At 41.4% G+C, this 26,005-nt stretch carries 20 protein-coding genes and 1 rRNA gene; 12 read left to right on the forward strand and 9 right to left on the reverse strand.

The features are described from left to right. The first annotated feature begins 18 nt into the window (after window positions 1-18). From ABMY41_RS11065 to add, 6 genes are all read left to right on the forward strand, one after another. On the forward strand, window positions 19-906 hold the full coding sequence (locus tag ABMY41_RS11065) for a DUF2914 domain-containing protein (protein ID WP_175083161.1): 888 nt from the start codon (window positions 19-21) through the stop codon (window positions 904-906). A 36-nt stretch (window positions 907-942) separates the two neighbouring features. After that, window positions 943-1,881, forward strand: coding sequence for a hydroxymethylbilane synthase (gene hemC, locus ABMY41_RS11070; RefSeq protein ID WP_054554664.1), 939 nt, complete (start codon window positions 943-945; stop codon window positions 1,879-1,881). Between the two features lies 1 nt (window position 1,882). Further along, window positions 1,883-3,703 carry a uroporphyrinogen-III synthase gene (locus tag ABMY41_RS11075; protein WP_175083162.1) on the forward strand — a complete coding sequence of 607 codons (1,821 nt, stop codon included), beginning with the start codon at window positions 1,883-1,885 and terminating at the stop codon, window positions 3,701-3,703. Continuing rightward, window positions 3,700-4,809, forward strand: a complete 1,110-nt coding sequence (locus ABMY41_RS11080) for a heme biosynthesis HemY N-terminal domain-containing protein (RefSeq protein WP_175083163.1) — start codon at window positions 3,700-3,702, stop codon at window positions 4,807-4,809. The genes ABMY41_RS11075 and ABMY41_RS11080 overlap by 4 nt, the downstream gene beginning before the upstream one ends. A gap of 30 nt (window positions 4,810-4,839) precedes the next feature. Then, on the forward strand, window positions 4,840-7,536 hold the full coding sequence (locus ABMY41_RS11085; RefSeq protein WP_349274668.1) for a CHASE domain-containing protein: 2,697 nt from the start codon (window positions 4,840-4,842) through the stop codon (window positions 7,534-7,536). Between the two features lie 103 nt (window positions 7,537-7,639). Then, window positions 7,640-8,641 carry an adenosine deaminase gene (gene add, locus ABMY41_RS11090; protein ID WP_349274669.1) on the forward strand — a complete coding sequence of 334 codons (1,002 nt, stop codon included), beginning with the start codon at window positions 7,640-7,642 and terminating at the stop codon, window positions 8,639-8,641. A 9-nt stretch (window positions 8,642-8,650) separates the two neighbouring features. On the opposite strand, the gene ABMY41_RS11095 is transcribed toward add, so the two are convergent. From ABMY41_RS11095 to ABMY41_RS11110, 4 genes are all read right to left on the reverse strand, one after another. Continuing rightward, the gene (locus ABMY41_RS11095; protein WP_054563674.1) at window positions 8,651-9,067 is read right to left on the reverse strand and encodes a CBS domain-containing protein; all 417 of its coding nucleotides are present in this window, start codon (window positions 9,065-9,067) and stop codon (window positions 8,651-8,653) included. 145 nt (window positions 9,068-9,212) lie between these two features. Continuing rightward, window positions 9,213-9,926 carry an NAD(P)H-flavin reductase gene (fre, locus tag ABMY41_RS11100; RefSeq protein ID WP_058585406.1) on the reverse strand — a complete coding sequence of 238 codons (714 nt, stop codon included), beginning with the start codon at window positions 9,924-9,926 and terminating at the stop codon, window positions 9,213-9,215. Between the two features lie 87 nt (window positions 9,927-10,013). Then, window positions 10,014-11,480: a 4-hydroxy-3-polyprenylbenzoate decarboxylase gene (ubiD, locus tag ABMY41_RS11105; protein ID WP_054554671.1), complete on the reverse strand. Its 1,467-nt coding sequence runs from the start codon at window positions 11,478-11,480 to the stop codon at window positions 10,014-10,016. Window positions 11,481-11,562: 82 nt separating this feature from the next. Then, complete coding sequence (locus ABMY41_RS11110) at window positions 11,563-11,853, reverse strand: MliC family protein (RefSeq protein WP_287242665.1); 291 nt, start codon at window positions 11,851-11,853, stop codon at window positions 11,563-11,565. A gap of 113 nt (window positions 11,854-11,966) precedes the next feature. On the opposite strand from ABMY41_RS11110, the gene ABMY41_RS11115 reads away from it, so the two are divergent. Further along, the gene (locus ABMY41_RS11115; protein ID WP_289098224.1) at window positions 11,967-12,872 is read left to right on the forward strand and encodes a DUF808 domain-containing protein; all 906 of its coding nucleotides are present in this window, start codon (window positions 11,967-11,969) and stop codon (window positions 12,870-12,872) included. A 394-nt stretch (window positions 12,873-13,266) separates the two neighbouring features. Here ABMY41_RS11115 and ABMY41_RS11120 read toward each other — a convergent pair whose 3' ends face one another. After that, complete coding sequence (locus tag ABMY41_RS11120) at window positions 13,267-14,223, reverse strand: tetratricopeptide repeat protein (RefSeq protein WP_055199235.1); 957 nt, start codon at window positions 14,221-14,223, stop codon at window positions 13,267-13,269. 187 nt (window positions 14,224-14,410) lie between these two features. Between ABMY41_RS11120 and dbpA the strand changes: the two genes are divergently transcribed. Next, window positions 14,411-15,799, forward strand: a complete 1,389-nt coding sequence (dbpA, locus tag ABMY41_RS11125; protein ID WP_055199234.1) for an ATP-dependent RNA helicase DbpA — start codon at window positions 14,411-14,413, stop codon at window positions 15,797-15,799. 9 nt (window positions 15,800-15,808) lie between these two features. Here dbpA and ABMY41_RS11130 read toward each other — a convergent pair whose 3' ends face one another. Further along, window positions 15,809-16,390: a DNA-J related domain-containing protein gene (locus tag ABMY41_RS11130; RefSeq protein WP_248529808.1), complete on the reverse strand. Its 582-nt coding sequence runs from the start codon at window positions 16,388-16,390 to the stop codon at window positions 15,809-15,811. 158 nt (window positions 16,391-16,548) lie between these two features. Between ABMY41_RS11130 and ABMY41_RS11135 the strand changes: the two genes are divergently transcribed. Beyond that, window positions 16,549-19,383 (forward strand): tetratricopeptide repeat protein, encoded by a 2,835-nt coding sequence (locus tag ABMY41_RS11135; RefSeq protein ID WP_349274670.1) that lies wholly within the window; start codon window positions 16,549-16,551, stop codon window positions 19,381-19,383. Here ABMY41_RS11135 and ABMY41_RS11140 read toward each other — a convergent pair. The 3 genes from ABMY41_RS11140 to trxA form a co-directional block, all read right to left on the reverse strand. Beyond that, window positions 19,356-20,606: a methyl-accepting chemotaxis protein gene (locus tag ABMY41_RS11140; RefSeq protein WP_349274671.1), complete on the reverse strand. Its 1,251-nt coding sequence runs from the start codon at window positions 20,604-20,606 to the stop codon at window positions 19,356-19,358. The genes ABMY41_RS11135 and ABMY41_RS11140 overlap by 28 nt on opposite strands. Window positions 20,607-20,768: 162 nt before the next feature. Continuing rightward, window positions 20,769-22,028, reverse strand: a complete 1,260-nt coding sequence (gene rho, locus ABMY41_RS11145) for a transcription termination factor Rho (RefSeq protein ID WP_054554678.1) — start codon at window positions 22,026-22,028, stop codon at window positions 20,769-20,771. A gap of 181 nt (window positions 22,029-22,209) precedes the next feature. Beyond that, window positions 22,210-22,536: a thioredoxin TrxA gene (gene trxA, locus ABMY41_RS11150; RefSeq protein ID WP_054554679.1), complete on the reverse strand. Its 327-nt coding sequence runs from the start codon at window positions 22,534-22,536 to the stop codon at window positions 22,210-22,212. A gap of 90 nt (window positions 22,537-22,626) precedes the next feature. On the opposite strand from trxA, the gene rhlB reads away from it, so the two are divergent. The 3 genes from rhlB to ABMY41_RS11165 all read left to right on the forward strand — a co-directional run. Beyond that, on the forward strand, window positions 22,627-23,901 hold the full coding sequence (gene rhlB, locus ABMY41_RS11155; protein ID WP_287244875.1) for an ATP-dependent RNA helicase RhlB: 1,275 nt from the start codon (window positions 22,627-22,629) through the stop codon (window positions 23,899-23,901). A gap of 48 nt (window positions 23,902-23,949) precedes the next feature. Beyond that, window positions 23,950-25,443 (forward strand): guanosine-5'-triphosphate,3'-diphosphate diphosphatase, encoded by a 1,494-nt coding sequence (gene gppA / locus ABMY41_RS11160; protein WP_062566225.1) that lies wholly within the window; start codon window positions 23,950-23,952, stop codon window positions 25,441-25,443. Window positions 25,444-25,919: 476 nt separating this feature from the next. Beyond that, window positions 25,920-26,005: ribosomal RNA gene (locus ABMY41_RS11165) — 16S ribosomal RNA — on the forward strand; the annotation flags it as partial.

A 26,005-nucleotide genomic window follows, 5' to 3' on the forward strand; every position in this document is an offset into this window, starting at 1 on the left:
TTGGTTTTAGAGGCCAACATGACAAAGAAACTTGTAATTACAGCAAATATGAATGCCGTTGAATCGGCAGGTTCAACTCCCACAGCAGTGACTTATCAATGGCATTGGCGACGCATTTTTATGGTCAGCAGTGTTATCTTAGTTGCGCTGGCTATATTAGTGTATAGCTTTATTGGTGCTGTAAATGCTGAGCAATCTCCGCAAGATGAACCGCAAGCAGAGTTTACAAATGCTGAATTACAAGCCCCTTTAAATGACGCTGAGCAAGAAGAGCCAAAAGAAGTCGATGCTTCGTCAATTAATGAGCAAACACCGCTGGCTGATAGCACAGAAACGGCTAAAGCAGAGGTTGTGAGCTCAAACATTGTTGAACCTGAGGTTACGACAGTAGAGGTTGAGATCGACAGTGAAGAGGTTGTTGACGAGCAACAACCGGAAACATCAGCGGTCACTCTTGATGAAGAGCCACCACAAACTGAACAGCAAGTAGAGATTGCTGCAGCCCCTGATGCTCAGCAGCAGTTTTCGCAGTCAGCGCATATTGCCAGTGTCGCAATTGGCGCTAAAATAGACACAGACAAAGTAAGCCGCGCGGTATTAACAACCGATGTTGTTGATCGAGAACCAGTAAACGTTTTAAAAAACGATGTAAAATTAGCGCAAATAAGCAATAGCCTGAGCTTTTTTAGCGAGCTTAGAAATATGCAAGGGCAAACTGTTCGTCACCAATGGTATTACCAAGGTCAACAGCTTGCTTCGATTGAATTGGCCGTAAGTAGTCCACGTTTTCGTACTTATTCAACGAAAAACATTATGCCAGAACAACTGGGTGACTGGCGTGTTGAAGTTATTGACGCAGATGGCAACTTACTGGCCCAAAAAGAATTTAGAATTTTAGCTGAGTAATATTTAGTATCAGCCGGATAAATAATTGGATTTTTCATGACACAGACAACAAAACTAGTTCGTATCGCTACCCGTAAAAGTGCACTTGCTTTATGGCAGGCTGAATTTGTAAAAGCTCAACTAGAGCACTTCCATGACGACGTAACGGTAGAGTTGGTTCCTATGTCGACACAAGGCGATATTATCCTTGATACGCCACTGGCAAAGATTGGTGGTAAAGGCTTATTCGTAAAAGAGCTTGAGCAAGCCATGCTAGATGGCCGTGCAGATATTGCGGTGCATTCAATGAAAGATGTGCCTGTTGAGTTTCCTGAAGGTTTAGCGTTACACACAATTTGTGAGCGTGAAGACCCGCGCGATGCATTTGTATCAAACAACTACAAAAGTTTAGATGAGTTACCACAAGGTGCTATTGTTGGTACATCAAGCCTACGCCGCCAATGCCAAATTCGCGAAGCGCGCCCTGATTTAGACATCCGTGATTTACGCGGTAATGTTAATACACGTTTAGCAAAACTAGATGATGGCCAATATGATGCAATCATTCTAGCTGCAGCGGGTCTCATCCGTTTAGAAATGCCAGAGCGCATCACTGCCTTTATCGAACCTGAAGTATCATTACCTGCAAATGGTCAAGGTGCTGTAGGTATTGAGTGCCGTATTGATGATGAAGTGACAAAAGCACTGTTAGCGCCACTCGAACATAATGAAACACGTATTCGTGTTAATGCTGAGCGCGCTATGAATCGCCGTTTAGAAGGTGGTTGCCAAGTGCCAATTGGTGCATTTGCATTGGTTGATGGTGAGCAAGTACATTTACGTGGTTTAGTGGGCGCTATTGATGGCAGCCAAATGCTACGTGATGAAGTGACAGGCCCAGTGGCTGACGCAGAGCAGTTAGGTATTACACTTGCTGAAAAGCTACTTGAGCAAGGTGCTGATAAAATTTTAGCTGAAGTATATAGAGACGCTTAATATGCATATTTTGATAACTCGTCCAGAAGGAAAAGGCACTGAGCTTGCTCTTGAGCTTCAGCAGGCGGGTTATCAAACAACCCTGTGTCCAGTTCTTACCTTAGATTACCTCACAGTAAATAGTAGTGAGCTCGCGCCGCTAGAAAATGCCGATAAAATCATTTTTATCTCGCAAGATGCCGTGCATGCCTTGTTAAAACTCACACCAACCATCAACAAAGCAGCGCAACTTTATGCGGTCGGTCAGCAAACTGCTGATGCGGTTTATGAAGCCTTTGGGCGACGAGCCGCAGTGCCCAAACAGCATGATTCAGAAGGTCTGCTTGAATTAAAAACACTACAAGATGTTGAACTAAGTAACATCGTTTTAGTGAAAGGTGAAGGTGGGCGCACGACCATAGCGAAAACCTTAAAACAACGTGGTGCTTTATTAAATCAGTTGGTTGTTTACAAGCGGAGCGCAATTGAGAGCGAACCGGGCAAGTGGATGGACCACTGGCAAACAATTGATGTAGAAGGTATAGTCATTACCAGTAATGCAGCGGTGGATGCCATTTTTAATGGCCTAAATGAGCCTCAGCTTGCATGGTTGAAAGAGCGACAATTTTTCGTTGCCAGTGAGCGTATCGCTGATTATTTAAAGCAACAAAATGTCGCAAGAACACAGATACATATTGCTGCAGGGGCGAGCGACAGCGCTATGTTCACCTGCATTAATCAGCAAGGTAGCAAAATGAGTGAAGCAGAATCAAAACAACCCGCAAAGCCAGTGACCGCACAGCCAGAGAAAAAAGCGCAAACGGCAAATACTGGGGCGAAGGCGCCTGTACAAGCTAAAAGAGGCATAAGCAAAACAGGTAGCTTAGCGTTACTTATTTCACTTTTAGTGGCTGGTGCAGTTGGCTATGAGTTTTATCTAAAATTAAATAGCGATCAGCAATCGGCTGTGGCATTGACTGAGCTGACAGATGAAAACCTACGCTTACAGCAGCAAATTGATGCATTAAAAAGTGCCCAACAAACAATGCAGCACTCGCTTTATAACAGTGAACAAAAGGTCACTGATGCACTAAATGAAAGTGCAGAGCAAACACAGCAGCAATTACAAGCGGCTTTAAAGCGCGCCGAGCAGCAAACTTTCACGCTTAACCCGCAAGAAGTCACAAGCCTGCAGCGTATGGCCGAATTTAAATTGTGGGCAGAGCATGATTACCAGGGGGCTGCTGCTGTGCTATCTCGCTTAGATAGCTTACTTGCAGAACACCCGGGTACAGGCGCTATTCGCCAAGCAATTCACCAAGATTTACAAACCTTGAATGCCATAGAACCTGTGGCTGTTGAAGCAATTTACTTAAAACTGCATGGCATTAATCAAAAAGTTGATGAACTGGTATTTAATGCTATTTCACTTCCTGAAGAGGTCGTCAAAGAAGACCCAAATCAATTAAGTGAAAATGTCAGTGAGTGGCGTCAAAACCTTGCGAAGTCGTGGCAGCAGTTTAAAGACTTCTTTGTAGAAGTGCGTACACGTGAAGATATGGTTATTGCACCATTTTTAAGTGAGCAAGAGCGTCACCTAGTAAAACAGCGCTTAAGTTTATACTTAGCTCAAGCGCAAGATGCGGTATTAAGTAAACAAAGTAGTGTGTATTTTAGTGCTGTTGATGCTGCTCATAGCTTGGTAAAAGATTACTTTAAACAAGATGATGCGCAAACAAAAGCGGCTTTAAAAAGCCTTGCTGAGCTTTCTAAAGAGCAGCTCGATTTTAGTCCAAAAGTGTCACTACAAAGTACTGAGCAGGTGAAGGAGTGGGCACAATGATCCGCTTTTTATTAATCATTATTGCAATAGCAGTCTGCTTAGGGATTGCCCCTTTTTTTATAGATCAAAAGGGTTATGTCTTAATTGCCTTTAATAAAACGACCATTGAAGGGACTATTTGGGGCGTTACTGCACTTTTAATATTAGCATTCGCTGCACTGTTTTTACTTTATAAGCTTTGCCGTTACGTAATATCTTTATATAGCCATACACGCCATGGTTTCTTTGCGCGCAGTGAAGAGCGTAAACAAGCAGCTATTGAGCAAGGTGTATGGAGCTTAATTAATAACGATTATACGGAGCTTGAGCTTGCACTTGATAACAGTAGTGTTGCAGATAAGTGGAGCGATATACGTTATGCGCTTCTTGCCAAAGCGGCACTGGCGAATAATGAAAATGAAAAAGCGATTAGCTATCTTGATAAAATAAGCCAAGATAAGCAGCTGAAAGTGGCTAATTTATGGATTGCTAGCGGCGAAACCAGCACTATTTTTGCTGACCTTAAAGCGTTAGCTGAACGCAAAAAAGCCTCTCGTTTAGAGCTCAAAATGTATGCCCATGTTTTAGTGCAAGAGCAAAAGTGGGCGGCACTTAGTGACTTTATGCCACGTTTATTACGTAAAAAAGCTCTTTCTGAGCAAGAGTGGCAACAATTGTTCGACCGTTACTTTGCAGCTCAGTCAAACGGGGATTTAACTGAGCGTTATGAGCAATTAGCCAAAAACTTGAAGCCACACGCAGAAGTAAGCTATTTAACGGCGATGGCGAAGGCAGGTGAGTTAAACAAAATTGAGCTAAGCTTAATTAAAATGATCAAAAAACCGCTACAGCATAAAGATTTAGCACGTATTTTACGTACTAGTAGCGCTGGCGATGCACTCAAGCTGCAATCAAGTTTGCAGGATGTATTAAAAAAAGACACCGAAAATACAGACTTATTACTAGCCCTTGCATGTTTAGCAAATGCTCACGGTGAATACGACTTAGCCGCGCGAGTGTTTGATAAAGCGCTTAATGCAGATAATCGCCATGCTTATTTGCAGCAAGCGGTGCTAAGCTACAGTAAGAGTGCCCAACCAGAAAAAGCATTGGTACTCTATCAATAATTTTACTCCAGCCAGCAAAGGAGCGATGGCTTGAAGAACTTATTTACACTGACAATAAGCATTGCACTTGCTTACTTTCTTACAGGGTACTTAAGTAATTCATTGCTGGCGATTGATGGCTATGCGGTTGCAGCATGGCCGCCTTCAGGTATTGCGCTTGCCAGTATCTTGCTACTTAGAAATCGTGCCTTGCCAGGGGTTCTGCTAGGGGCATTCTTTGTAAACCTTATTCACCTTGATAAAGCCACTGATATTTTTCACTGGCAAATGATGCTGCAGGCAATTGGCGTAACAACTGCATCTACATTCCAAGCTTGGCTTGCCTATTACATTATCATTCATGTCGTTAAACGCCCGATTGAATTATCGTCATTAAAGCAAAGTATGCTTGGTTTAATGATTGGCGGCCCTTTGTGTAGCTTGATTGCAGCATCAATTGGCACCGGCTTATTAGTCATTAATAATGTTATTCCGAGTTATGCGGCACTTAATAATTTTATCGCATGGTGGATTGGCGACAGCATTGGAGTGCTGATTTTCACGCCATTAATTTTAGCGGCATTTAGTTACCATCATACTCGCCAACGGCTGCAAATCATTGTGCCGTCGCTATTAATTTACGTGGTTATTTGTGTCAGCTTTTATGGTGCAGCCAGTGTAAAAAAAGACAAAGACTTACAGCGCCAGCAAGCTAAAGTCAGTGCTATTCACACGAACCTTGAACATAAAGTCGATGAAATTAAGTCGCACTTATCTTTATTAGCGACCTTTTTTGCTAGTAGCGATATGGTTGATTTGAATGAATTTAAGCGCTTCACATCAAGGCAACTACAATACAGCGAAGAAATTCTAGCCTTTGAGTGGGCACCTAAAGTGATTCACTCACAACTAAATAATTATCAAAACTTACTGCGTGATGAACTCGGCGCAGATTACTACGTGAAAGAAAAAAGTGCTGCAGGCCAATGGCAGCCGGTGAGTAAGCGAGCAGTGTATTATCCGGTACAATATATTCACCCACTAGCAGGGAACGAACCTGCGCAGGGCTTTGATTTAGCCTCAAACGAGTTACGCAAAAAAGCATTAACAGACTCTCGATTAATTAAAAATGTTACCGTCAGTGAGCCTATTACCCTGATGCAAGGTGATGATAACGGAAAGGGCGTTTTATTCTTCAACCCAGTTTATTCAGACATTAATCATCAGGTCGGGTTTAGAGGTTATGTTGTCGCCGTGCTCAATTTAGAAGTGTTAGCACAAACACTTAATTTTAATCAGAACACTGAGATTGATACCAGCTTCTATGATGTTACTGACGGCAGTAACCCTGTCGAAATTTACAGTCCACACCGTGTTGGTACAGCGGCCATTGCGAGCTTTAATTTTATTATTGGTGAGCGTGTTTGGCAGGTAAAGCTATGGGAGTCAGTTACACAGTCATCATGGTTGCCTTATTGGTTGGCGCAAATAGTGGGTATGCTGTTTGTTTGGTTATTGATCACTTTTTTGATTTCAGTAACTGGCACTAATATTCAAATTCGTCAGCAAGTGGCAAAGCAAACTCAAAGCCTTCGCGAAGAAAAATTAAAAGCCGATAAAGCCAGTCAAATTAAAAGTGAGTTCTTGGCGAATATGAGCCATGAAATACGCACGCCTATTAATGGTATTAAGGGTTTGCATTATTTAGCAATGCAAGAGGCTGACTGGCAACAAGCGCGTGGTTATATTGATCAAGCCGATGGTGCACTGAATGTACTATTACGGGTGATAAATGATGTTTTAGATTTTTCTAAAATAGAAGCGGGGCGATTGGAGCTACATCAAGAACCCATAGATGTGAATGCGTTGGTTTGTGAGCTGACTAACTTATTGCAGTTTGAGCTTAACTCTCGCTCTTTAGAATTTAGAGTTGAGCTTGATGCTTCTGAACACCTACTGATCCATACCGACCCAATTCGTTTAAAACAAGTATTGTTGAATTTGTTAAACAATGCGGTGAAGTTCACTCAAGAAGGCACGATTACATTACGTATTTGGCAGCAGGGTGAATTTACTTATTTTAGTGTTATTGATACAGGCATCGGCATTAGCAAAGAGGCCCAGCAGCGTCTGTTTAAACCATTCTCACAAGCTGATAGCTCAACCTCTCGTCGTTTTGGTGGGACTGGTTTAGGCTTAAGCATTTGCCAAAAACTCATTGTTATGATGGGAGGCGAGATAAGCCTAACTAGCTCTGAGGGGCAAGGTTCAACGTTTACAATTTCGCTGCCATTTGAGTCCCCTCTTGAAGAGGTGATTCATAGTGATGATGAGTTAGCTGATATCGATGTGACTGCTGTTTCATTTGCCGATGATGCAATTCTATTGGTTGAAGATAACCCATTGAATCAACATGTGGCGAGTTCGATTTTAAAAACTAAAGGCTGCCAACCTGATATCGCTAAAGATGGCCACGAGGCTATTAAGATGATCAGTGAAAAAAGCTATGACCTTGTACTCATGGATATTCAAATGCCGAATATGGATGGCTTACAAGCGACTAAGGTTATTCGTAATGAATTACTGATCACCGATTTACCGATCATTGGCTTATCGGCAAATGCCCACGATGATGACCTTAAGAAAGGCTTAGCCAGTGGTATGAATGGTTATTTAACTAAACCAATTGATGCAGATAAACTTTTTAAAACTTTGTGGCATTTTTTGCATAATGCTAGCAGCCATTAAAGCAGACATTTGACCTCTAAAAAGTAAATAAAATCATCTAAACTTGAAATATCGCCGTGGGTACGTATGATCCGCGCAAATTTACTGAACCTGAGTGCTAATTATGATCAATAACAAACTCCCTTTGCTTGATATTCACCGTCATCTAGATGGTAATGTTCGCCCACAAACGATCTTAGAGCTTGGTCGTCAGTTTAATCTTGAATTACCTGCTGACAACATTGAAGCGCTTATTCCGCACGTACAGGTTATCGACCCTGAACCAAATTTAGTGGCGTTTTTACAAAAGCTAGATTGGGGTGTAAAAGTATTGGGTGATTACGATGCTTGTCGTCGTATTGCTATCGAAAACGTTGAAGATGCGATTGCCCAAAACCTCGATTACGTTGAGCTTCGTTTTAGCCCATATTATATGGCGCAAAGCCAAGGCCTACACCCGCAAGGTGTTGTTGAAGCGGTGGTTGATGGTGTTAAAAGTGCGTGTCATAACGCACCAATTAAAGCTAACTTAATCGGTATCATGTCGCGTACATATGGCACCAAAATCTGTCAGCAAGAGCTTGATGCGCTTCTTGCTTTTAAAAATGATTTAGTCGCGGTTGATTTAGCTGGCGATGAAATTGGTTTCCCGGGTGAGCTATTTGTTGATCACTTTAAACAAGTTCATGATGCATACTTAGCTGCCACGATTCATGCCGGTGAAGCGCGAGGTAGCGAAAGCATTTGGCAAGCAATTAACGAGCTTGGTGCAACGCGTATTGGTCATGGTGTAAAAGCGATTGAAGATGCTGCACTAATGGATTACTTACGTGATAAGCGCATTGGTATTGAGTCTTGCTTAACCAGTAACATTCAAACCAGCACTGTTGCTGAGCTTGCAAAACACCCGTTAAAAACCTTCTTAGACCATGGTATTTTGGCATCAATTAATACTGATGATCCAGCAGTTGAAGGTATTGAAATAGCGTATGAGTATCAAGTAGCAGCACCTGCGGCAGGCTTAAGCCAAGCCGATATGGAAAAAGCGCAAGCTAATGCGCTTGAAATTTCTTATTTAAGCGATGCAGATAAAGCGGCTTTAAAACAGTTAGCTGTTAATCGTTAAGCAGCTAACTTACACTTGGTGCTCTTGGCATGAGACATAGTTTTCATACAATGCCTTGAGCACGTCTCCCCGGCTGATCATGCCAACAACCTTACCATCCTCGATAACCGGGTAGTTTTTTGGCTTTCCAGTTTGCATGCCATCTGCCAGTTCTATGATGTTTTGATCGCTACTTACCGTGACAACATCGGTGCGCATTAGCTGTTTTACCTTCACTACACCATCACAGAAATAACTGTTTTGCATGAGCGGTTGCAGCAGCTCTTGTTCAGAAATAAAGCCAACTAGGCTTTTGTTGTCATCGAATACAGGTGCGCCTAGTAATTTAAACTTTTGCAGCTCGCTAATCGCGGTGGTCATTTCAGTTTCAGGCGTAATGTGTGGCAACTTACGTTGCATAAAGTCTTGTACTTTTGTATTTAGCATTTGGGTCTCTCCCCATCGTTATTCTAATCAGAGTATGGTCAAGGAAATGCAGTTTGTGAAATCGTTTAGACGGATTAAGGCGATAGGTAAAACAAATAAAAAAGGCATCCAATTGGATGCCTTAAAAATAACCGGTATGAGCTAGTTATTTAATGAATGCAAATGCATCGGCGTACATGTTCTCACGTACCGCACCATGATTAATAAAATCATCGCGAACCACGCCAATCATGTCGAAGCGGCCTGCCATGTATATATCGTATGGTTCTAAAGACACGATATCTTCCATAACAGCCTTGTGGACGTAACCTGTTTTGCCAGTCCAGCTTTGCGGTGCATTTTCAACCACAGGAATATATTGGAAATGTGGGTTGCTGTTTGCCCATGCTTGCATTTCATCATGAGCATAAAGTGCAGCTTGCTCACGTACACCCCAGTAAAATAATACAGGACGCTCACAGCCGATTTCAGCAAGGTGATCAGCCATTGATTTGGCATAAGAAAAACCTGTACCGCCAGCAAGTAGAATAATTGGGCGCTCACCCTCAACTCGCAACTGTGATACACCTAAGCCTACTTCAACATTAACTTGCTGTTGCTCTGTATGAGCTTGACGTAAATGGTCAAGCGCTTGCATTGCATACGAATCAGCACCAGCGGCACCAATATGTAGTTCAATCTGTTCAGTTTGCGACGGGCGGCTTGCAATAGAAAAGGCACGCTTATCTTTTTCGCCTAATACAAGTTGCATATATTGGCCTGCCTCGAATGACACAGGTTGCTGTGGTTTCAAAATGACCTTATGTACATGGTCTGTAAGCGGGCTGATCGCAACAACGTCAGCGAGTAGTGTTTGCATAGTTTACCTTTATAAGCACAGAAGCAAATTCGGTTATGAATCGCACTCATAACCGTTAAGTTTTGAGCAGTTTAACATAGACACAGCCTAGAGAATATCTAAGCTGTCCCATAATTCATCAACACGTTCTTTGATTTTTGGATCCATAACAATGGGCTCACCCCATTCACGATCTGTTTCGCCTGGCCATTTATTGGTTGCATCCATGCCCATTTTTGAGCCAAGACCAGAAACTGGCGATGCAAAATCTAAATAATCAATTGGTGTGTTTTCGATCATCGTCGTATCGCGAGCAGGGTCCATACGCGTGGTAATGGCCCAGATCACGTCGTTCCAATCGCGTGCGTTTACGTCATCATCGCAAACAATCACGAACTTGGTATACATGAATTGACGTAAGAAAGACCACACCCCCATCATCACGCGCTTGGCATGACCTGGATATTGTTTTTTCATCGTGACCACAGCCATACGATAAGAACAGCCTTCAGGAGGTAGGTAAAAATCTACAATTTCAGGGAATTGCTTTTGCAGAATTGGCACGAACACTTCGTTCAAAGCAACCCCGAGTACAGCTGGCTCATCTGGTGGACGGCCAGTGTAAGTGCTGTGATAAATTGGGTTTTCACGATGTGTAATGTGAGTCACCGTCATCACAGGAAACTCGTCTACTTCGTTGTAGTAACCTGTGTGATCGCCATAAGGGCCTTCTGGTGCTGTTTCACCCGGCATAATATAACCTTCAAGTACGAACTCTGCGGTAGCAGGCACTTGTAGGTCATTTGAAACCGATTTAACAACTTCAGTCTTACTACCGCGTAGTAAACCAGCAAATGCATATTCGCTTAGGGTGTCTGGTACTGGTGTTACAGCGCCTAGGATTGTCGCAGGATCGGCACCTAATGCCACCGATACAGGGTAAGGTTCGCCTGGGTGCTCTTTACACCATTCACGAAAATCTAATGCGCCACCGCGGTGCGATAGCCAACGCATAATAATTTTGTTTTTACCCAATAGTTGCTGACGGTAAATGCCTAAGTTTTGGCGCTTTTTATAAGGCCCTTTGGTAACCGTTAGACCCCATGTGATCAAGGGAGCAGCATCACCCGGCCAGCAATGTTGGATAGGCAGCTTAGTTAAGTCAACATCATCGCCTTCAAGTATAACTTGCTGACAAGGCGCTTTTTTTACTTCTTTAGCTGGCATATTCAGTACTTGTTTGAATACTGGGATTTGCCCTAGTGCCTCTTTAATGCCTTTCGGTGGCTCTGGCTCTTTTAGAAAAGCTAATAACTTACCAACTTCGCGCAGTTCACTAACATCATCTTGCCCCATGCCCATTGCAACACGCTTAGGCGTACCAAAAAGGTTGGCAAGAACGGGAATAGTGTGGCCTTTAGGATTTTCGAATAACAGAGCTGGGCCTTCGGCACGTAAAGTACGGTCGGCAATTTCAGTCATTTCAAGGTAAGGATCAATTTCTTGTTTGATCCGTTTTAATTCACCTTTTTGTTCTAATAACTCGATAAATTCGCGAAGATCTTTGTATTTCATTATAGCCGCTTAAACGCTGAATAAACTGTCGCTATTATACTCAAAACCACTGATTAAGCTAATTTCGCAAGTAAAGCTTTTGCTATTGCTGGATTAAGCTACATTGGTACTTTTTTCCTTTTAAAATCAGCATGGCTTCATCGCCTTTAGACCAAAACAGAACATTATCGGCACTGTATTTAACCCCTGAGCCGCTTACTTGGCGATTGAGTAAAAATTCAGAGTCCTTAAATGTCAGTCTTGCTTCCTCATCACTGTATTCAACAATACTGGCGCTGAGGGTCTCATCGCACAGATAATTGCTTGGTGCACTTTGCTCAGCACACGCGCACAAGGTAACTAAAGCGAGCCCCGAGAGAAGTGGTTTAATCATAGAAACACCTCTATTTTTGAATGAGCTATAAGCCTAACAAAGAAAAATTAACCGTTGGTGAAAATGGCAGGATAAGTTATGTTGATAGTGTATTTAATGGGCAAGGAACCACCATGGCAGGCACTAATTTACTAACCTTACTTGATGATATTACAACACTTTTAGACGATATTGCGACGATGAGTAAAGTCGCAACAAAAAAAACAGCAGGGGTGTTAGGTGATGATTTGGCTCTTAATGCTCAGCAAGTCACAGGGGTAACTGCCGATAGAGAGTTGCCTGTGGTTTGGGCTGTGGCAAAAGGCTCGTTTATTAACAAAGCCATCTTAGTGCCCGCAGCATTATTGATTAGTGTTTGGTTGCCTTGGTTAATTACTCCGCTGTTAATGGTTGGCGGGCTGTTTTTGTGCTTTGAAGGTGCAGAGAAAATTATCGAAAAGCTGCTTGGTCATGCTCAACAAGAAGATGAAACTCTGTCTGAACAACAAGACTTACAAGAATACGAAAAGCAAAAAGTGAAAGGGGCGATCCGCACTGATTTTATCCTCTCAGCAGAAATTATCGTGATAACGCTAGGCACGGTTGCTGGCGCAACACTGGTGAATCAAGCTTTAGTGCTTAGTGTAATAGCAATTATTATGACCATTGGCGTGTATGGGTTAGTTGCAGGCATTGTTAAACTAGATGATGCTGGTTTGTATTTACTGCAAAAAGCGCAGCAAAGTGGCGGTAAAATAAAAGAGCTAGTGGGTAAGTTTTTACTTGCTGCAGCGCCTAAGTTAATGCGCTTTTTAGCCTTTGCAGGAACGGTTGCTATGTTTTTAGTTGGCGGAGGCATATTGGTACATGGGATCCCCGTTTTACATCACGCCCAGCAAGGTAGCACTGAGTTTATTAAGGATTTAGTTGGTAAAACGGGTGAGCTGGCTACGCCGATTATATTTGATGGTTTATTAGGCGTTGTTGCCGGGGTTTTCGTCGTGTTAGTGGTTGAACTTTGGCATAAAATTCGTCATTAAATAGTAGATAGCTTTACATAGCCCATTAGAGTATCCAATACTTTTTATAAAGAAGAGCACCGTACTATTTACTATAAAAAAGTATTGGCTTTTTTAGATGATCATTTAAAGCTTTAGAGAAAAGTGCCGGCGAGCAAGCTCGCCGGCAAGGATTTAGCACGGGAACGTAAGCGTGCTAGTGTGCAAGGTCTTCCTTCAAGTTATACAAACTCAAAAGATGATTCTTTCATCAAGCTGCGTAATCTCAAAAGCAGAGCAGGGAGAGTAACTCGGCTTTAAAAGAGTATAAATACTATGCCACTGCAAAAATGTTATAACATAGCAAAATCAAAGTAAATAGTGAGAACCATATAATTAGGCTGGTTTCTTATGTGTGATATTTATGGGTAATAGATTATTGAGTATTCAATTTACTACAATCGTAGCTCAAGCATAGCTCTGCGAGCTCAATCTTTGCTTTAGGGTTCCCTTGTAAGGTAGCTTTGTTGAGCCAGTAAGCTGCTTTTTCGTTATTCACTTCTGTCCCTTGGCCATCACGATACATCTGACCCAAGTTTAATTGCCCCCATGCATAACCATCTTCCGCAGACAGCGTAAAACTTTTCAACGCTTCCTCGTATAGGCCATCTTTGAAGTAAGTAATCCCTTCCTGATTATGTTTATCGAGCTTAACGCCCGTATATAAAGGCTTAGGTCTAGGCGGGTGCATAACAAAACCACCAAATAAACTATAAAGCTCAGGTCGCATAATTTTATAAATGCTGCCTTCATCATAAAGCTGCTTTATTTGTGACTTACTGAAAGTCAGGGTTTTACTAGAAAAGTAATCATCTTGAACTAGCATGCTGGTACGCATGGCAATTTCGATGTCTTTATTGTACTTGTAAGTGTAGTTAGCAACTCTAAAAGTCATGTTCTTGTCATCAAATTCAACGAGCTGAGCTACTTTTAAGTTGTTAATACGTTTTGGTTTGCCAGTAAATTTATCTGAATAGACAAAATAGGTATCAAATAACTTTGGCTCGTTTAAGTAATTTTGCTCATTTTCAGTTTGTTCATTCGCACCGATTAATGCATTTGTTAATAGGTAAACGATAATGAATAGGCCAATAAAGTATTTTATAAACGACGCTAACTCTAAGGCGGGCAATGAATACCAAGGTGCAGGAGTAACATAGCCACAGTCATCACATTGTCTTTGATAATTAATAGAAAGTGGCATGATGGGCAAAATAGTAAAGCGCAAAACTTTACTGTGATTGCTTAAAGAATAATGTTCACTATGACAGTGAGGGCACGTTTTTTGTTTTTTATAGAAAACATCAGCTGCAGCGGTATTAAATAGAAGCATAGTTTCTTCCTGAAGGTTGCTATCAATAAACTAGAACAAATGCAGAGAGTTAGAAAGCAGCAAACTGTAAGCAAATATGAATTAAATATGCTGAACAGTGTTTTCGTTTAGAGAAACAGCACATTCTCTGCTATGATCCACAGCATCTTCGAGGATGTCCCTCAATTATCAAGTTTGGAATATTACTGTGACTGCTACTGCTTTTTCATCTTTGGCTTTGCCGCGAGAGTTAACCGATAACTTATCAACTTTAGGTTATACGCAAATGACGCCAGTGCAAGCGCAAAGTTTGCCAGTGATCTTGCAAGGCAAAGATATTATTGCCCAAGCCAAAACTGGTTCGGGTAAAACGGCTGCATTTAGTTTAGGTGTGCTGGCTAAGTTAAATGTGAAACGCTTTCGTATTCAGTCTCTCATTTTATGTCCAACCCGAGAGTTAGCAGAGCAGGTAGCTGAAGAAGTTCGTAAGCTTGCCCGTGGCATTCACAATATTAAAGTTTTAACCTTATGTGGTGGGGTGTCTATTGGTCCACAAATTGGCTCATTAGAACATGGTGCACATATCATAGTTGGTACTCCTGGTCGTGTTGATGACCATATTCGCAAAGGCACATTGCGTTTAGATGATGTTGAGACCCTAGTGTTGGACGAAGCTGATCAAATGTTAGATATGGGCTTCCAAGATACCCTTGATGCTATTGTTGAGTGCATTCCTAACCAGCGCCAAACATTATTGTTTAGTGCGACTTATCCAAAATCAATTGCTGCGATAGCTGAGCGAGTGCTTAGCAACCCAGAAATGATTAAGGTAGAAGAAGAGCAAACAAAAAGCACAATCAAGCAATACTTTTACAAGCTAGATAATAACAAACAGCGCTTTAATACATTGAAACTGTTGTTATTGAAGTTCCAACCAGAAAGCTGTGTGGTTTTTTGTAACACCAAGGTTGAAACACAACAGATTTGTGATGACCTTTACGCAGAAGGGTTTAGTGCTGTTGCTTTACATGGTGATTTAGACCAACGTGAACGTGAGCGTACTTTAATCCGCTTTGCTAATAAAAGCGCCTGTATTCTTGTTGCAACGGATGTTGCCGCACGCGGCTTAGATATCAACGACATGGACATGGTAGTGAACTACCATCTAGCGCATGACCCACAAACCCATGTGCACCGTGTTGGTCGTACTGGTCGAGCAGGTAAAAAGGGTATTGCATGTTCTATTTATGGTGAAGCTGAGCAATTTAAAGTGGCACAAATTGGCGACCACTACGAGCGCGACTTTGACCCTGAACCAATTCCGCCATTTAGCTTGCTAGAAAAACCCGCTTATAAGCCAACCATGGCAACCATTATGATTGATGCTGGCAAGAAGCAAAAAATTCGTGCTGGTGATATTTTAGGTGCATTAACTGGTAAAGAGGGAATTGCCGGTCATCAGGTAGGTAAAATTAACGTACTTGATAATGTGGCCTTTATTGCTGTGGAGCGAGCTGCTGCAAAACCTGCATTACGTAAATTGACTGAAGGTAATATTAAAAAGCGCAAGATCCGTGCGCGACGTTTGAGTAGATAAATTGTTGAGTTATGAGCAGCTTGCTTTAAGTTGCTCATATTCGAGTTGTATTTTCTTAAACTCAATTGCACAGCCTTGGCGGTCTGGGTGGTGCTTTAGCGCCAGTTGTCGCCAACGCTTTTGTAACTGTTTTTCCGAAAAATCAGTAGGTAGCTGCCACGCCTGTTGTAATTCTAATAGCTGCTGCTGAGGTAATGAGTGAATGCCCTTGTTTGGGCTAAATGACGAAAAACGCTGCCAAAAATCACTTAACAACGCATCTATTTCATCGCTCGTTGTATCAAAGTTTTGCCAATCTAAATAGTAATCCCGTAGTGGATCATGACTTTCTAATGCGTTACCCGTTTGCTTACTAACAAGTTCAATGTGAAGTGACGCAATCTGTAGCTGTTGCTCAGGTGCAAGTTGTGCTTGTAGTTGATAAAGACCATTCATAACTAAAAAGTTGCGTTTAAACAGATCTTTTTGTGGGTCATTGTCTAATTGCTCTATTTTTCCTGATTCACTAAGTGCGCTGGCAAGCGTATGAACCTTCCAAATAGGCTGTTCCAAAAGAAGGTAAAAAATCTCATCAATCAGTGGGTTAACCATTGTTCGCAAGCCTATCTTTAGTGTAATCTACAGTGGTATACGCTATCACAGCTGCTTTTTTGAAACTATGCTAATGTTTTTAGATACTAGGGAATGCATTTAGCCGAGCTTAAATAACTTCATTTTCAGGCTAAGTTGATTTTAAGGGATTTCGCCATATGTTCACATCACTGCGTGTAAGCTTGCTCACTGCTTTATTGTTCAGCTGTAGTTTGTTTGTTTCGCAGTCTAGCTTTGCATCCACTTCGCTACTTGAGCAATTTAGTCAATCCGAGCAATGGCAAGAAAAGCAACAGCTTGCCAAAAAGCTGCTTAATCAAAATACAACAAATCAAGAACTAAGCCTCGATATATACATGCAGCTTGCCGACTTTGCGTTAGAGAGAGGTAATTTCTCTGCGGCGGTAAAAAACTACCAATTGGCAGAGCAAGCAACCAGTTTTACAGCAACGCCAAATCGCTACTTTCGTAGCCTAAAAATGCAAGGCGTCACTTATTATTATCAAGGCTTGATGCAACAAGCGGTGCTTGCTTATAGCAAGGCATTAAGTGTTGCAGAAAAACTACCAGAGCCAATTGCCGAAGCAAACTTACTCAGTAATATTGGCCTTGCTTACTTTGACATGTTCAATATGGATCAAGCACTTAAATATTACAAAGAAGCGAAAGAAATTTATGAAGAGCATGGTAGCGAGCAAGATAAAGCCGATATTTTACACAACATAGCGGGTATTTATATTCGTTTGTCGAGCTATGATATTGCGCTTGATATGTATAGAGAAACGCTAGAGATCTTCCAAAAATTAGGTGATGAAGATGGCGTTGCTCAGTCGTATGGCAATATGGGGGTTGCTTACTCAGAGCTTGGGCAGTATCAACTTTCTTTACACTACTATCAGCGTGCTTTGCGCTATTACCAAGAAACGGATAACGCTTACTTTCTCTCTTCACGCCACACTAATATCGCTAATGTGTATCTGCGCACCGGTGATTTAGAGCTTGCCTTGAGTCATGCAGAAAAAGCCGTTGAGTTTGCAAAAAAAATTGATAATAAAACATTAGAGCTGGCTGGCTTATTGTCGCAAGCAAAAATCGAGTTATTACAAGGAAAGCTTACTGAAGCTGAAGCCACTCTGACTACCTCAGTTTTTATGGCTAAACAATATAAAGATGATTTGAGAGTACAAGACGGTGCCGGAATGATGGCCCTGATTAAGTCAGGTAAGGGTGACTATGCAGCAGCCGTTGCTAGTTTTGATGAGTTTGTTCGCGCTTTTAAAAGCGAGCAAAGTCTAAAATTATTAAAGTCTATGGGTGAGCTGCAAAGCCAAATCCAAGCAAGTCAGCTTAATCAAGAAATTGTTGAATTAAAGCAGCTACAGAATGTGCAAGAGCTCGAAATGTCTAAACAACGTCAGTTGGGCATTATGCTATTTATCTTGTTTGTGATGATAGTGGTGACGGGTATTACTATTTATCGTCGTAACATCGAAAAAGGGGCAAAAGAGCAACTTTCGTTAATGGTTGCTAAACGCACCAAAGAGCTTGAAGAAACCGCAGATCAATTACGCAGCGCGAATGAAATTAAAAGTCAGTTTTTGGCAAATATTAGCCATGAAATTCGTACACCTTTAACTGCAATCCTTGGCCAAACCGATAATCTAATGAATGGTTATTATCAACCAGAGCAGTTAAATGATGAGCTTGCTGTTATTCAAAAACAAAGTGATCACTTAAAAGAGCTGATTAACGACGTACTTGATATCAGTAAAATCGAAGCTAACAAGCTAGAGTTAAGCCTAAAAGAGGGGGACTTAGTTCGATTACTTACTGATGTTCATTCTATGCTTAGTGGTCAAGCCAAAGATAAAGGGCTGAACTTTTCATTTCATAATGAGCTTGGCGAACAGTTTTACAGTCAGCTCGACTTTACCCGCATTAAACAGATTCTTATAAATCTATGTGCGAATGCAATTAAATTCACCAATCAAGGTGAAGTAGAGTTAAAGGTCTATAAAGTAGAGCAAGGCGTATGGTTTCGTGTGACTGACACAGGTATTGGTATGAATGCTGAGCAGCTTAAGCAAATCTTTGAATGTTTTAGGCAAGGCGACAATAGCATCAGCCGTCGCTTTGGAGGCACTGGGCTTGGTTTAAGCCTATCGCAACAGCTTGCGATGATGATGGGTGGCTATATCAGTGTTGAAAGTGAGCTAAATAAAGGGAGCATATTTTCGTTTTATTTGCCGTGCAAAGAGCATACTCCAAGCACGGAAACAGTTGAGCTTGCAAAGTTTGTGCAGCCAGTAACAAAAGGTTTGTCTGGTAAAGTGCTGCTTGCGGAAGATCACTCAGACAACCGCCGTTTAATTTCTCGTTATTTAGAGTCGATGGGTCTTGAGGTTATTGCGGTAGAAAATGGTGAGCAAGCTGTAGAGTATTGTCTAAAAGAATTCCCTGATGTGGTGCTGCTGGATATTCAAATGCCAGTGCTAGATGGATTAAATGCACTCAAGCTACTACAAGAGTGTGGCTTTACCCAGCCTGTATATGCATTAACGGCTAATGCAATTAGCCACGAAATCGACAGTTACCTTGAAGCTGGTTTTACAGGTTACCTTGCTAAACCGATTGATAAAAAAGTGTTTTACACGCAACTTGCTAAGCATTGCAAAAAAGACGGTGCAGAAACGAAGTCCCAGCATGATATGAGTGATTTAGTTGCAAGCTTTATAAATAGCTTTGAGCATGAAAGCGCATTGATACAACAGCATTTTGCTGCTCATGAACTGTTTAATTTACAGCAGGATGCTCACCGTATAGGTGGCGCGGCTAAAATGTTTGAGTTAGATGATGTGGCAATGAGTGCTATGGCACTTGAGTCGGCATTAAAGCAAGATAAACTTACTGACTTAACAAGCTTAGTTGCTCAGCTACTTGAGCAACTACATAATGCATCGGTTGATCAAAACAGTTCTATATCACCATCTTGAATTTGCTCAACTTCTTGAGTCATTTCGAATCTAGAGCGATCAATACGCTGCTCTTGATCGGTTTCTGGGTGAGTGATCAGAAACATTGATAGTTTTTCATCTAAAGAGTGTGCAAGGCGTACTAAGTCTTTGCTCGAAACAGCTTGTATTTGTGAACTTGAAAGTGCATCAGAGTTAAGTTCAACCATCGCATCTATACTAATTTGTGCTTCATCTGACATTTGACTTTGCATCGCCACTTGCTCATGAACGCTTTCAGAAAACGCATTAATTTCTAGCATCGCTTGTTCAATCTTATTGGTTTCTTTTGTAGATGCTTCAGATAGCTCAACTGTGCGCTCGGTTTCTTTAAGTGCTGTCTGCATTAATGAGTTTGCTTGTTCAGTACTATGCTGAATTTTAGAAACCATCTCACGCACTTCTTGTGTCGATTTACTAGTACGGGCAGCTAGGTTTCGTACTTCATCAGCGACCACCGCAAAGCCTCGACCTTGCTCACCAGCACGCGCAGCTTCAATGGCAGCATTTAGCGCAAGTAAGTTAGTCTGCTCGGCAATACTATTGATAACATCAATAACTGAGCCTATAGCATCACTATCTTGCTTAAGTAAAATAATCTGCTCACTCGTCAGATTGATATTATCGGCAAGCTTGATAAGACTTGCTTGGCTTTTATCTGTGTCTAAACGGGTTTGTTGTACTGATTTAGTGGCATCTGATACTGAACCTAATATTTGTTCGAGACTTCTATCCAGCTCTTTAGATACTTCAATCATTCGATTGATCGTATTTGCTAAATCAATACCGTGGGCATCTTGGATGGTGGCTTTTTGAGTCATCGATGCATAGGTATCACGAAGTGCATCAGCCATAGGTAACAAGCGGGCAGATGACGAGTATATTTCGCCCAGCATATGCTCAGCCATTGTTAAACCTGCGTTAAGTGCATGACACGCTTTAGGCAACTCGCTGTCATTTTCGTCAAAGCGAAAAGTAAAATCGATGCCTTGCTCAGAAGTAGTTTGCTTAACAAAGTAGCTTAAATGATCTTGTTGCTTTTTATCTGTTATATAAACAAAAGCAATTAAAGCAAGCCAAGGAACTACAATAACGAGGATTAGTGCAGCCATAGCAGTAGTAGAAAAATCAAATACGGCAAAACTAGCAATACAACTAAGTAAGCTTATTATAAATAGAGCTACAGCTACTTTAATGCAGGTCATTGAGGAGATCCTTACCTTTAATCCTATAATGTATAGAACAAATTTCTGTTAATTACCAATAAACTTATTCTGTAAAAGTATAACTTTTAAGGGGTTATGTCCTTAGTTTTACGCAAAAAAAATGCCTGTATTAAACAGGCATTTTTTAAAAACTAGTAATAGTTACTGACGTTTCATTGAGTCAAAGAATTCATCATTGGTTTTGCTCATTGAAAGCTTATCAATTAAGAATTCCATGGCATCAATTTCTGACATCTCATGAACGATCTTACGTAAGATCCACATCTTTTGTAGTTCATCAGGTTTGGTTAGTAATTCTTCGCGACGCGTACCTGAGCGGTTAAAGTCAATCGCTGGGAATACACGCTTTTCAGCAATCTTACGATTTAAGTGTAATTCCATGTTACCTGTACCTTTGAACTCTTCGTAGATAACTTCGTCCATCTTCGAACCCGTATCGATAAGAGCCGTTGCGATAATTGTTAAGCTACCGCCTTCTTCTACGTTACGAGCTGCACCAAAGAAACGTTTTGGTTTGTGTAATGCGTTTGCATCAACACCACCGGTTAATACCTTACCTGAAGATGGGATTACGGTATTGTAGGCACGAGCAAGACGTGTGATTGAATCAAGCAAGATAACCACGTCTTTTTTGTGCTCAACCAGGCGCTTCGCTTTTTCAATTACCATCTCAGCAACTTGAACGTGACGGCTTGCTGGCTCATCAAACGTTGAAGCAACTACTTCACCTTTTACAAGGCGCTGCATCTCTGTAACTTCCTCTGGACGTTCGTCGATTAGAAGTACCATTAGCTCACAATCAGGTTGGTTATAGCTGATTGATTGCGCAATGTTTTGCAAGAGCATCGTTTTACCGGCTTTTGGCGGCGCAACGATAAGTGCACGTTGGCCTTTACCAATTGGTGAGGCTAAATCAAGTACACGTGCTGTGATGTCTTCTGTACTACCGTTACCACGCTCCATACGTAAACGTTCGTTTGCGTGTAGTGGGGTAAGGTTTTCAAATAGGATTTTTGTGCGAGAATTTTCAGGTTTGTCGAAGTTTACTTCATTTACTTTTAATAGTGCGAAGTAACGTTCACCGTCTTTAGGTGGACGAATAAGGCCTGAAATTGAGTCACCAGTACGCATGCTGAATCGACGGATTTGACTCGGTGATACATAAATATCATCTGGGCCGGCTAAGTAAGATGCTTCAGATGATCTTAAGAAACCAAAACCATCTTGTAAGATCTCTAGTACACCGCCGCCATAGATATTTTCACCGCTTTTAGCGTGCGCTTTAAGGATGGCGAAAATAATGTCTTGTTTTCTTAAACGGGCTACGTTTTCGAGCCCCATGGACTCAGCTAAGTTTACAAGCTCTTTGATAGACTTGTCTTTTAATTCGCGTAAATGCATATTGGTGGGTTCTTTATTACAATTGTCATACTCAAAATCATCGTTTGATACATGAGTGAGGTTTGTTGGTATAACTAAGGATTAGTTGGCTTTATAAACTAGCAGGTCACTAGCAAGGCGTCCAGTCTTTAAACAAAATAAAGCTAAAAAAAGGGCAAAAAGCCCTTTTTTTATATTTTCATTAGATGTTGTTTTCTAAAAACTCTACTAATTGAGTTTTAGAAAGTGCGCCAACTTTAGTTGCTGCAACTTGACCATCTTTGAAAAGAAGTAATGTAGGGATACCACGGATACCAAACTTTGGTGGTGTGCCTGCATTTTGGTCGATGTTAAGTTTACCAACGGTAACTCGGCCATCAAACTCGCCAGCTACTTCGTCAAGAATAGGGGCGATCATTTTACAAGGTCCGCACCATTCAGCCCAAAAATCAACAAGTACAGGTTTGTCTGATTGTAGTACGTCAGCTTCAAAGCTATCGTCAGTTAATTGAATAATTTTCTCGCTCATTGCGATCTCCGATTAGTTAGGCGAAATATTTAATGCGTATTTAAACACTCTTGTTTCTTATTGCAAGTTTAAACGTTATGCTTAAACGCTATGACTAAGACACATTTGACCGATAAAAAGTTTTCAGACTTTGCTATCGCACCGGAAGTGGTTGCCGGTTTAACCGAAAATGGGTTTGAATATTGCACACCCATTCAAGCTAAATGCCTACCTTTTATTTGTGAAGGCCGCGATATTGCGGGCCAAGCGCAAACAGGTACGGGCAAAACGTTGGCGTTTTTAACTGCCACGTGCCATCGGTTATTACAATCTAGCAAAGCATCTAGTAAACATCCAAGAGCCCTGATCATGGCCCCAACAAGGGAGCTGGCGATTCAGATACACAAAGATGCAAAAATTTTAGCCCCACACTGTAATCTTAACTTAGGATTAGTATATGGTGGCGAAGATTACGAAAAACAACGTGCACAACTAGAAAAAGGCGTTGATATTTTAATTGGGACTACTGGACGCCTTATCGATTTATACAAGCAGGGCTGTTATACCCTCAATGAAATCGAGGTTGTAGTGCTTGATGAAGCTGATCGCATGTTCGATTTAGGCTTTATAAAAGATATTCGTTATATGTTTAGACGTATGCCAGAAACGTCTGAGAGACTAAATCTATTATTCTCTGCAACCTTGTCATATCGTGTGCAGGAATTAGCGTTTGAACATATGACTAACCCAGAGCACGTACAAGTCGAACCTGATGTAAAAACAGGTAAGCGTATTCAAGAAGAGCTATTCCATCCATCACAAGATGACAAAATTAAGTTACTGTTAACTTTAATTGAAGAAGAATGGCCTGATAAAGCGATTGTGTTTGCAAATACGAAACACAGTTGTGAGAATGTTTATGCATGGATGAAAACAGATGGTCACCGAGTTGGATTATTAACCGGTGATGTAAACCAGAAAAAGCGTCAATCAATTTTGGCTCAATTTACCAAAGGCGATTTAGACTTTTTAGTAGCAACAGACGTTGCAGCTCGTGGTTTACATATCCCAGAAGTAAGTCATGTATTTAATTTTGATTTGCCAGATGATTGTGAAGACTATGTACACCGTATTGGTCGTACCGGACGTGCTGGTGCATCAGGACACGCTATTAGCTTTGCCTGTGAACAGTATGCCTATAATCTCCACGAAATTGAGCAATATATAGAACACAGCATTCCATTATCACATTATGATAAAAGTGCATTGCTTGATGATTTAACTAAGCCTACTATTCAGAAAAAGCGGAACTATTCTACAGGCCCACGTAATCGTAATAACAACGGACGTCGACCAAATAATAGTTACCAGAAATCACGGTCGTAATAAACGACCGTTGTTGAAGACTTAGTAGTAACTAGAGGTTTTTGAACGGTGGGGCAACTTCAACCGCAAAAAAATGTGTATGCAGTAATCGACTTAGGATCAAATAGCTTTCATATGCTGATCGCTAAATCGATTGCTGGCGGTCTACAAACGATCGGTCGAGTCAAACGTAAAGTAAGGCTTGCTGCAGGGCTTGATGAAAACAACGTCCTTAGCACTGAAGCCATGCAACGAGGTTGGGAATGCCTAGCCTTGTTTGCTGAACGTCTGCAAGACATACCACAGAAAAACATCACAATTGTTGCGACTGCAACTTTACGTCTTGCTAGCAATGCTGATGTATTCAAGCATAAAGCTGAACAGATCCTTGGTCATAAAATCAATGTTATCAGCGGTGAGCTAGAAGCTAAGACAATCTATAAAGGCGTGGCGCACACCTCTGCTTGTAGCGGTAAACAACTGGTTATCGATATTGGCGGAGCCAGTACCGAAGTTGTTATCGGTCAGGGTTTTGATGCACTGCATTATAAAAGCCTACACATGGGCTGTGTTACCTTTTTAGAACGCTACTTCAAAGATCAAAAGCTCAGTAACGAAAACTTTGCTGCTGCAATTAAAGCTGCAAGTGAAGTGGTTGCAGAAATTGTCGATGAATACCAAGCAACCGGATGGCAAATTGCGAGCGGTGCGTCAGGCACAGTGCAAGCGATACAAGAAATCATGGTTGCACAAAACCAAGATGAGCTTTTAACGCTTGATAAACTTATCGCTATTAAAGAGCAATCAGTGCAATTTGAAACGATTGCTGATCTTGAGCTTCCAGGCTTGAGTGAAGAGCGTCGTCTAGTGTTTGTTTCTGGCCTCGCTATATTGATCGCCTTGTTTGAATCTCTAGATATAAAACAAATGGGTCTTGCTCGCGGTGCATTGCGTGAAGGTGTTTTATATAGCATGGTGCCAGAGCTTCATAACCACGACATCCGCAAGCGTACAGTTGATGGTTTAATGAATCGCTATCATGTAGATCAAAAACAGGCTTGTCGGGTTGCGCAACTTGCAGAGCAGTTGGCAAAAAGCGTGATGGGGCAATGGCAATCAATCGATGAAAATGCAATCGCATTACTAAGAACAGTAGCAAAATTGCACGAGATTGGCTTACTAATAGAGTACAAGCTTTATCATAAGCACACAGCTTACATTATAGAAAACACTGATATGCCAGGTTTCTCGCAATCTGAGCATAAATTAATTACCGCTGTTGCTTGTGAGCATCGCGCTGATCTAGTTAAAAACAGTTTTGCTCACTTGGGCTGTCATCAAGTACTCGCTGAATGCTTAACAAGGGTAGTACGGATCGCTGTGATCTTATCAATGCGTCGCCAAGATGATGTACTACCAGCGATTGATCTCAGTGTTAATGAAAACACCCTCACACTGACATTTGATGGTGATTGGTTAAAATATCACCCATTAATGGCCAGTGAACTGCAACTAGAGTCCAAGCTACAAGCAAAAGTAGGTTGGAAGCTCATAGTAAAATAACGTTAAAAGGCCCTTTAGGGCCTTTTTTAGTGCTATTTTCACTCGTTTCGTTCGTATTTTGCGCGAACAGTCATTTTTTTCATAAAAACTTCAAAAAACAGTTGATCTCAATTCGGATCTCCCTATAATGCGCATCCACCGACACGGCGGACTGCTTACAAAAAAGCAAAACGACGAGTTGGTTGAGTCAAGTAAGACTGAGTTTTGAAAAAATAAACTTTTCTCAAAATTAAGTGTTGACAAAAATAACGGCTTGCGTAGAATGCACAGCCCTTGAGACGCGAAAGTATCTCAAACGTTCTTTAACAATATAAAGCAATCATCTGTGTGGGCACTCGTACAGATTGAGTTCTAACAGCGAAGCTTAGTTTACTAAGTGACGCAAACAAATTTAGAGTCTCAATTTCTTATGAGTGACTATATAGTCAATTTATACAGAATTCATTGAGCACGAAACTTCGGTTTCAAAAAACTTTTAATTGAAGAGTTTGATCATGGCTCAGATTGAACGCTGGCGGCAGGCCTAACACATGCAAGTCGAGCGGAAACGAAGAGGTGCTTG

Source organism: Pseudoalteromonas sp. BZA4, from assembly GCF_040104395.1.
Lineage (GTDB): Bacteria > Pseudomonadota > Gammaproteobacteria > Enterobacterales > Alteromonadaceae > Pseudoalteromonas.

Coding starts and splice junctions, on each gene's coding strand:
- ABMY41_RS11065 (WP_175083161.1), top strand. CDS start 19: ATGACAAAGAAACTTGTAATTACAGCAAATATGAATGCCGTTGAATCG.
- hemC (WP_054554664.1), top strand. CDS start 943: ATGACACAGACAACAAAACTAGTTCGTATCGCTACCCGTAAAAGTGCA.
- ABMY41_RS11075 (WP_175083162.1), top strand. CDS start 1,883: ATGCATATTTTGATAACTCGTCCAGAAGGAAAAGGCACTGAGCTTGCT.
- ABMY41_RS11080 (WP_175083163.1), top strand. CDS start 3,700: ATGATCCGCTTTTTATTAATCATTATTGCAATAGCAGTCTGCTTAGGG.
- add (WP_349274669.1), top strand. CDS start 7,640: ATGATCAATAACAAACTCCCTTTGCTTGATATTCACCGTCATCTAGAT.
- ABMY41_RS11095 (WP_054563674.1), bottom strand. CDS start 9,067: ATGCTAAATACAAAAGTACAAGACTTTATGCAACGTAAGTTGCCACAC.
- fre (WP_058585406.1), bottom strand. CDS start 9,926: ATGCAAACACTACTCGCTGACGTTGTTGCGATCAGCCCGCTTACAGAC.
- ubiD (WP_054554671.1), bottom strand. CDS start 11,480: ATGAAATACAAAGATCTTCGCGAATTTATCGAGTTATTAGAACAAAAA.
- ABMY41_RS11110 (WP_287242665.1), bottom strand. CDS start 11,853: ATGATTAAACCACTTCTCTCGGGGCTCGCTTTAGTTACCTTGTGCGCG.
- ABMY41_RS11115 (WP_289098224.1), top strand. CDS start 11,967: ATGGCAGGCACTAATTTACTAACCTTACTTGATGATATTACAACACTT.
- ABMY41_RS11120 (WP_055199235.1), bottom strand. CDS start 14,223: ATGCTTCTATTTAATACCGCTGCAGCTGATGTTTTCTATAAAAAACAA.
- ABMY41_RS11130 (WP_248529808.1), bottom strand. CDS start 16,390: ATGGTTAACCCACTGATTGATGAGATTTTTTACCTTCTTTTGGAACAG.
- ABMY41_RS11135 (WP_349274670.1), top strand. CDS start 16,549: ATGTTCACATCACTGCGTGTAAGCTTGCTCACTGCTTTATTGTTCAGC.
- ABMY41_RS11140 (WP_349274671.1), bottom strand. CDS start 20,606: ATGACCTGCATTAAAGTAGCTGTAGCTCTATTTATAATAAGCTTACTT.
- rho (WP_054554678.1), bottom strand. CDS start 22,028: ATGCATTTACGCGAATTAAAAGACAAGTCTATCAAAGAGCTTGTAAAC.
- trxA (WP_054554679.1), bottom strand. CDS start 22,536: ATGAGCGAGAAAATTATTCAATTAACTGACGATAGCTTTGAAGCTGAC.
- rhlB (WP_287244875.1), top strand. CDS start 22,627: ATGACTAAGACACATTTGACCGATAAAAAGTTTTCAGACTTTGCTATC.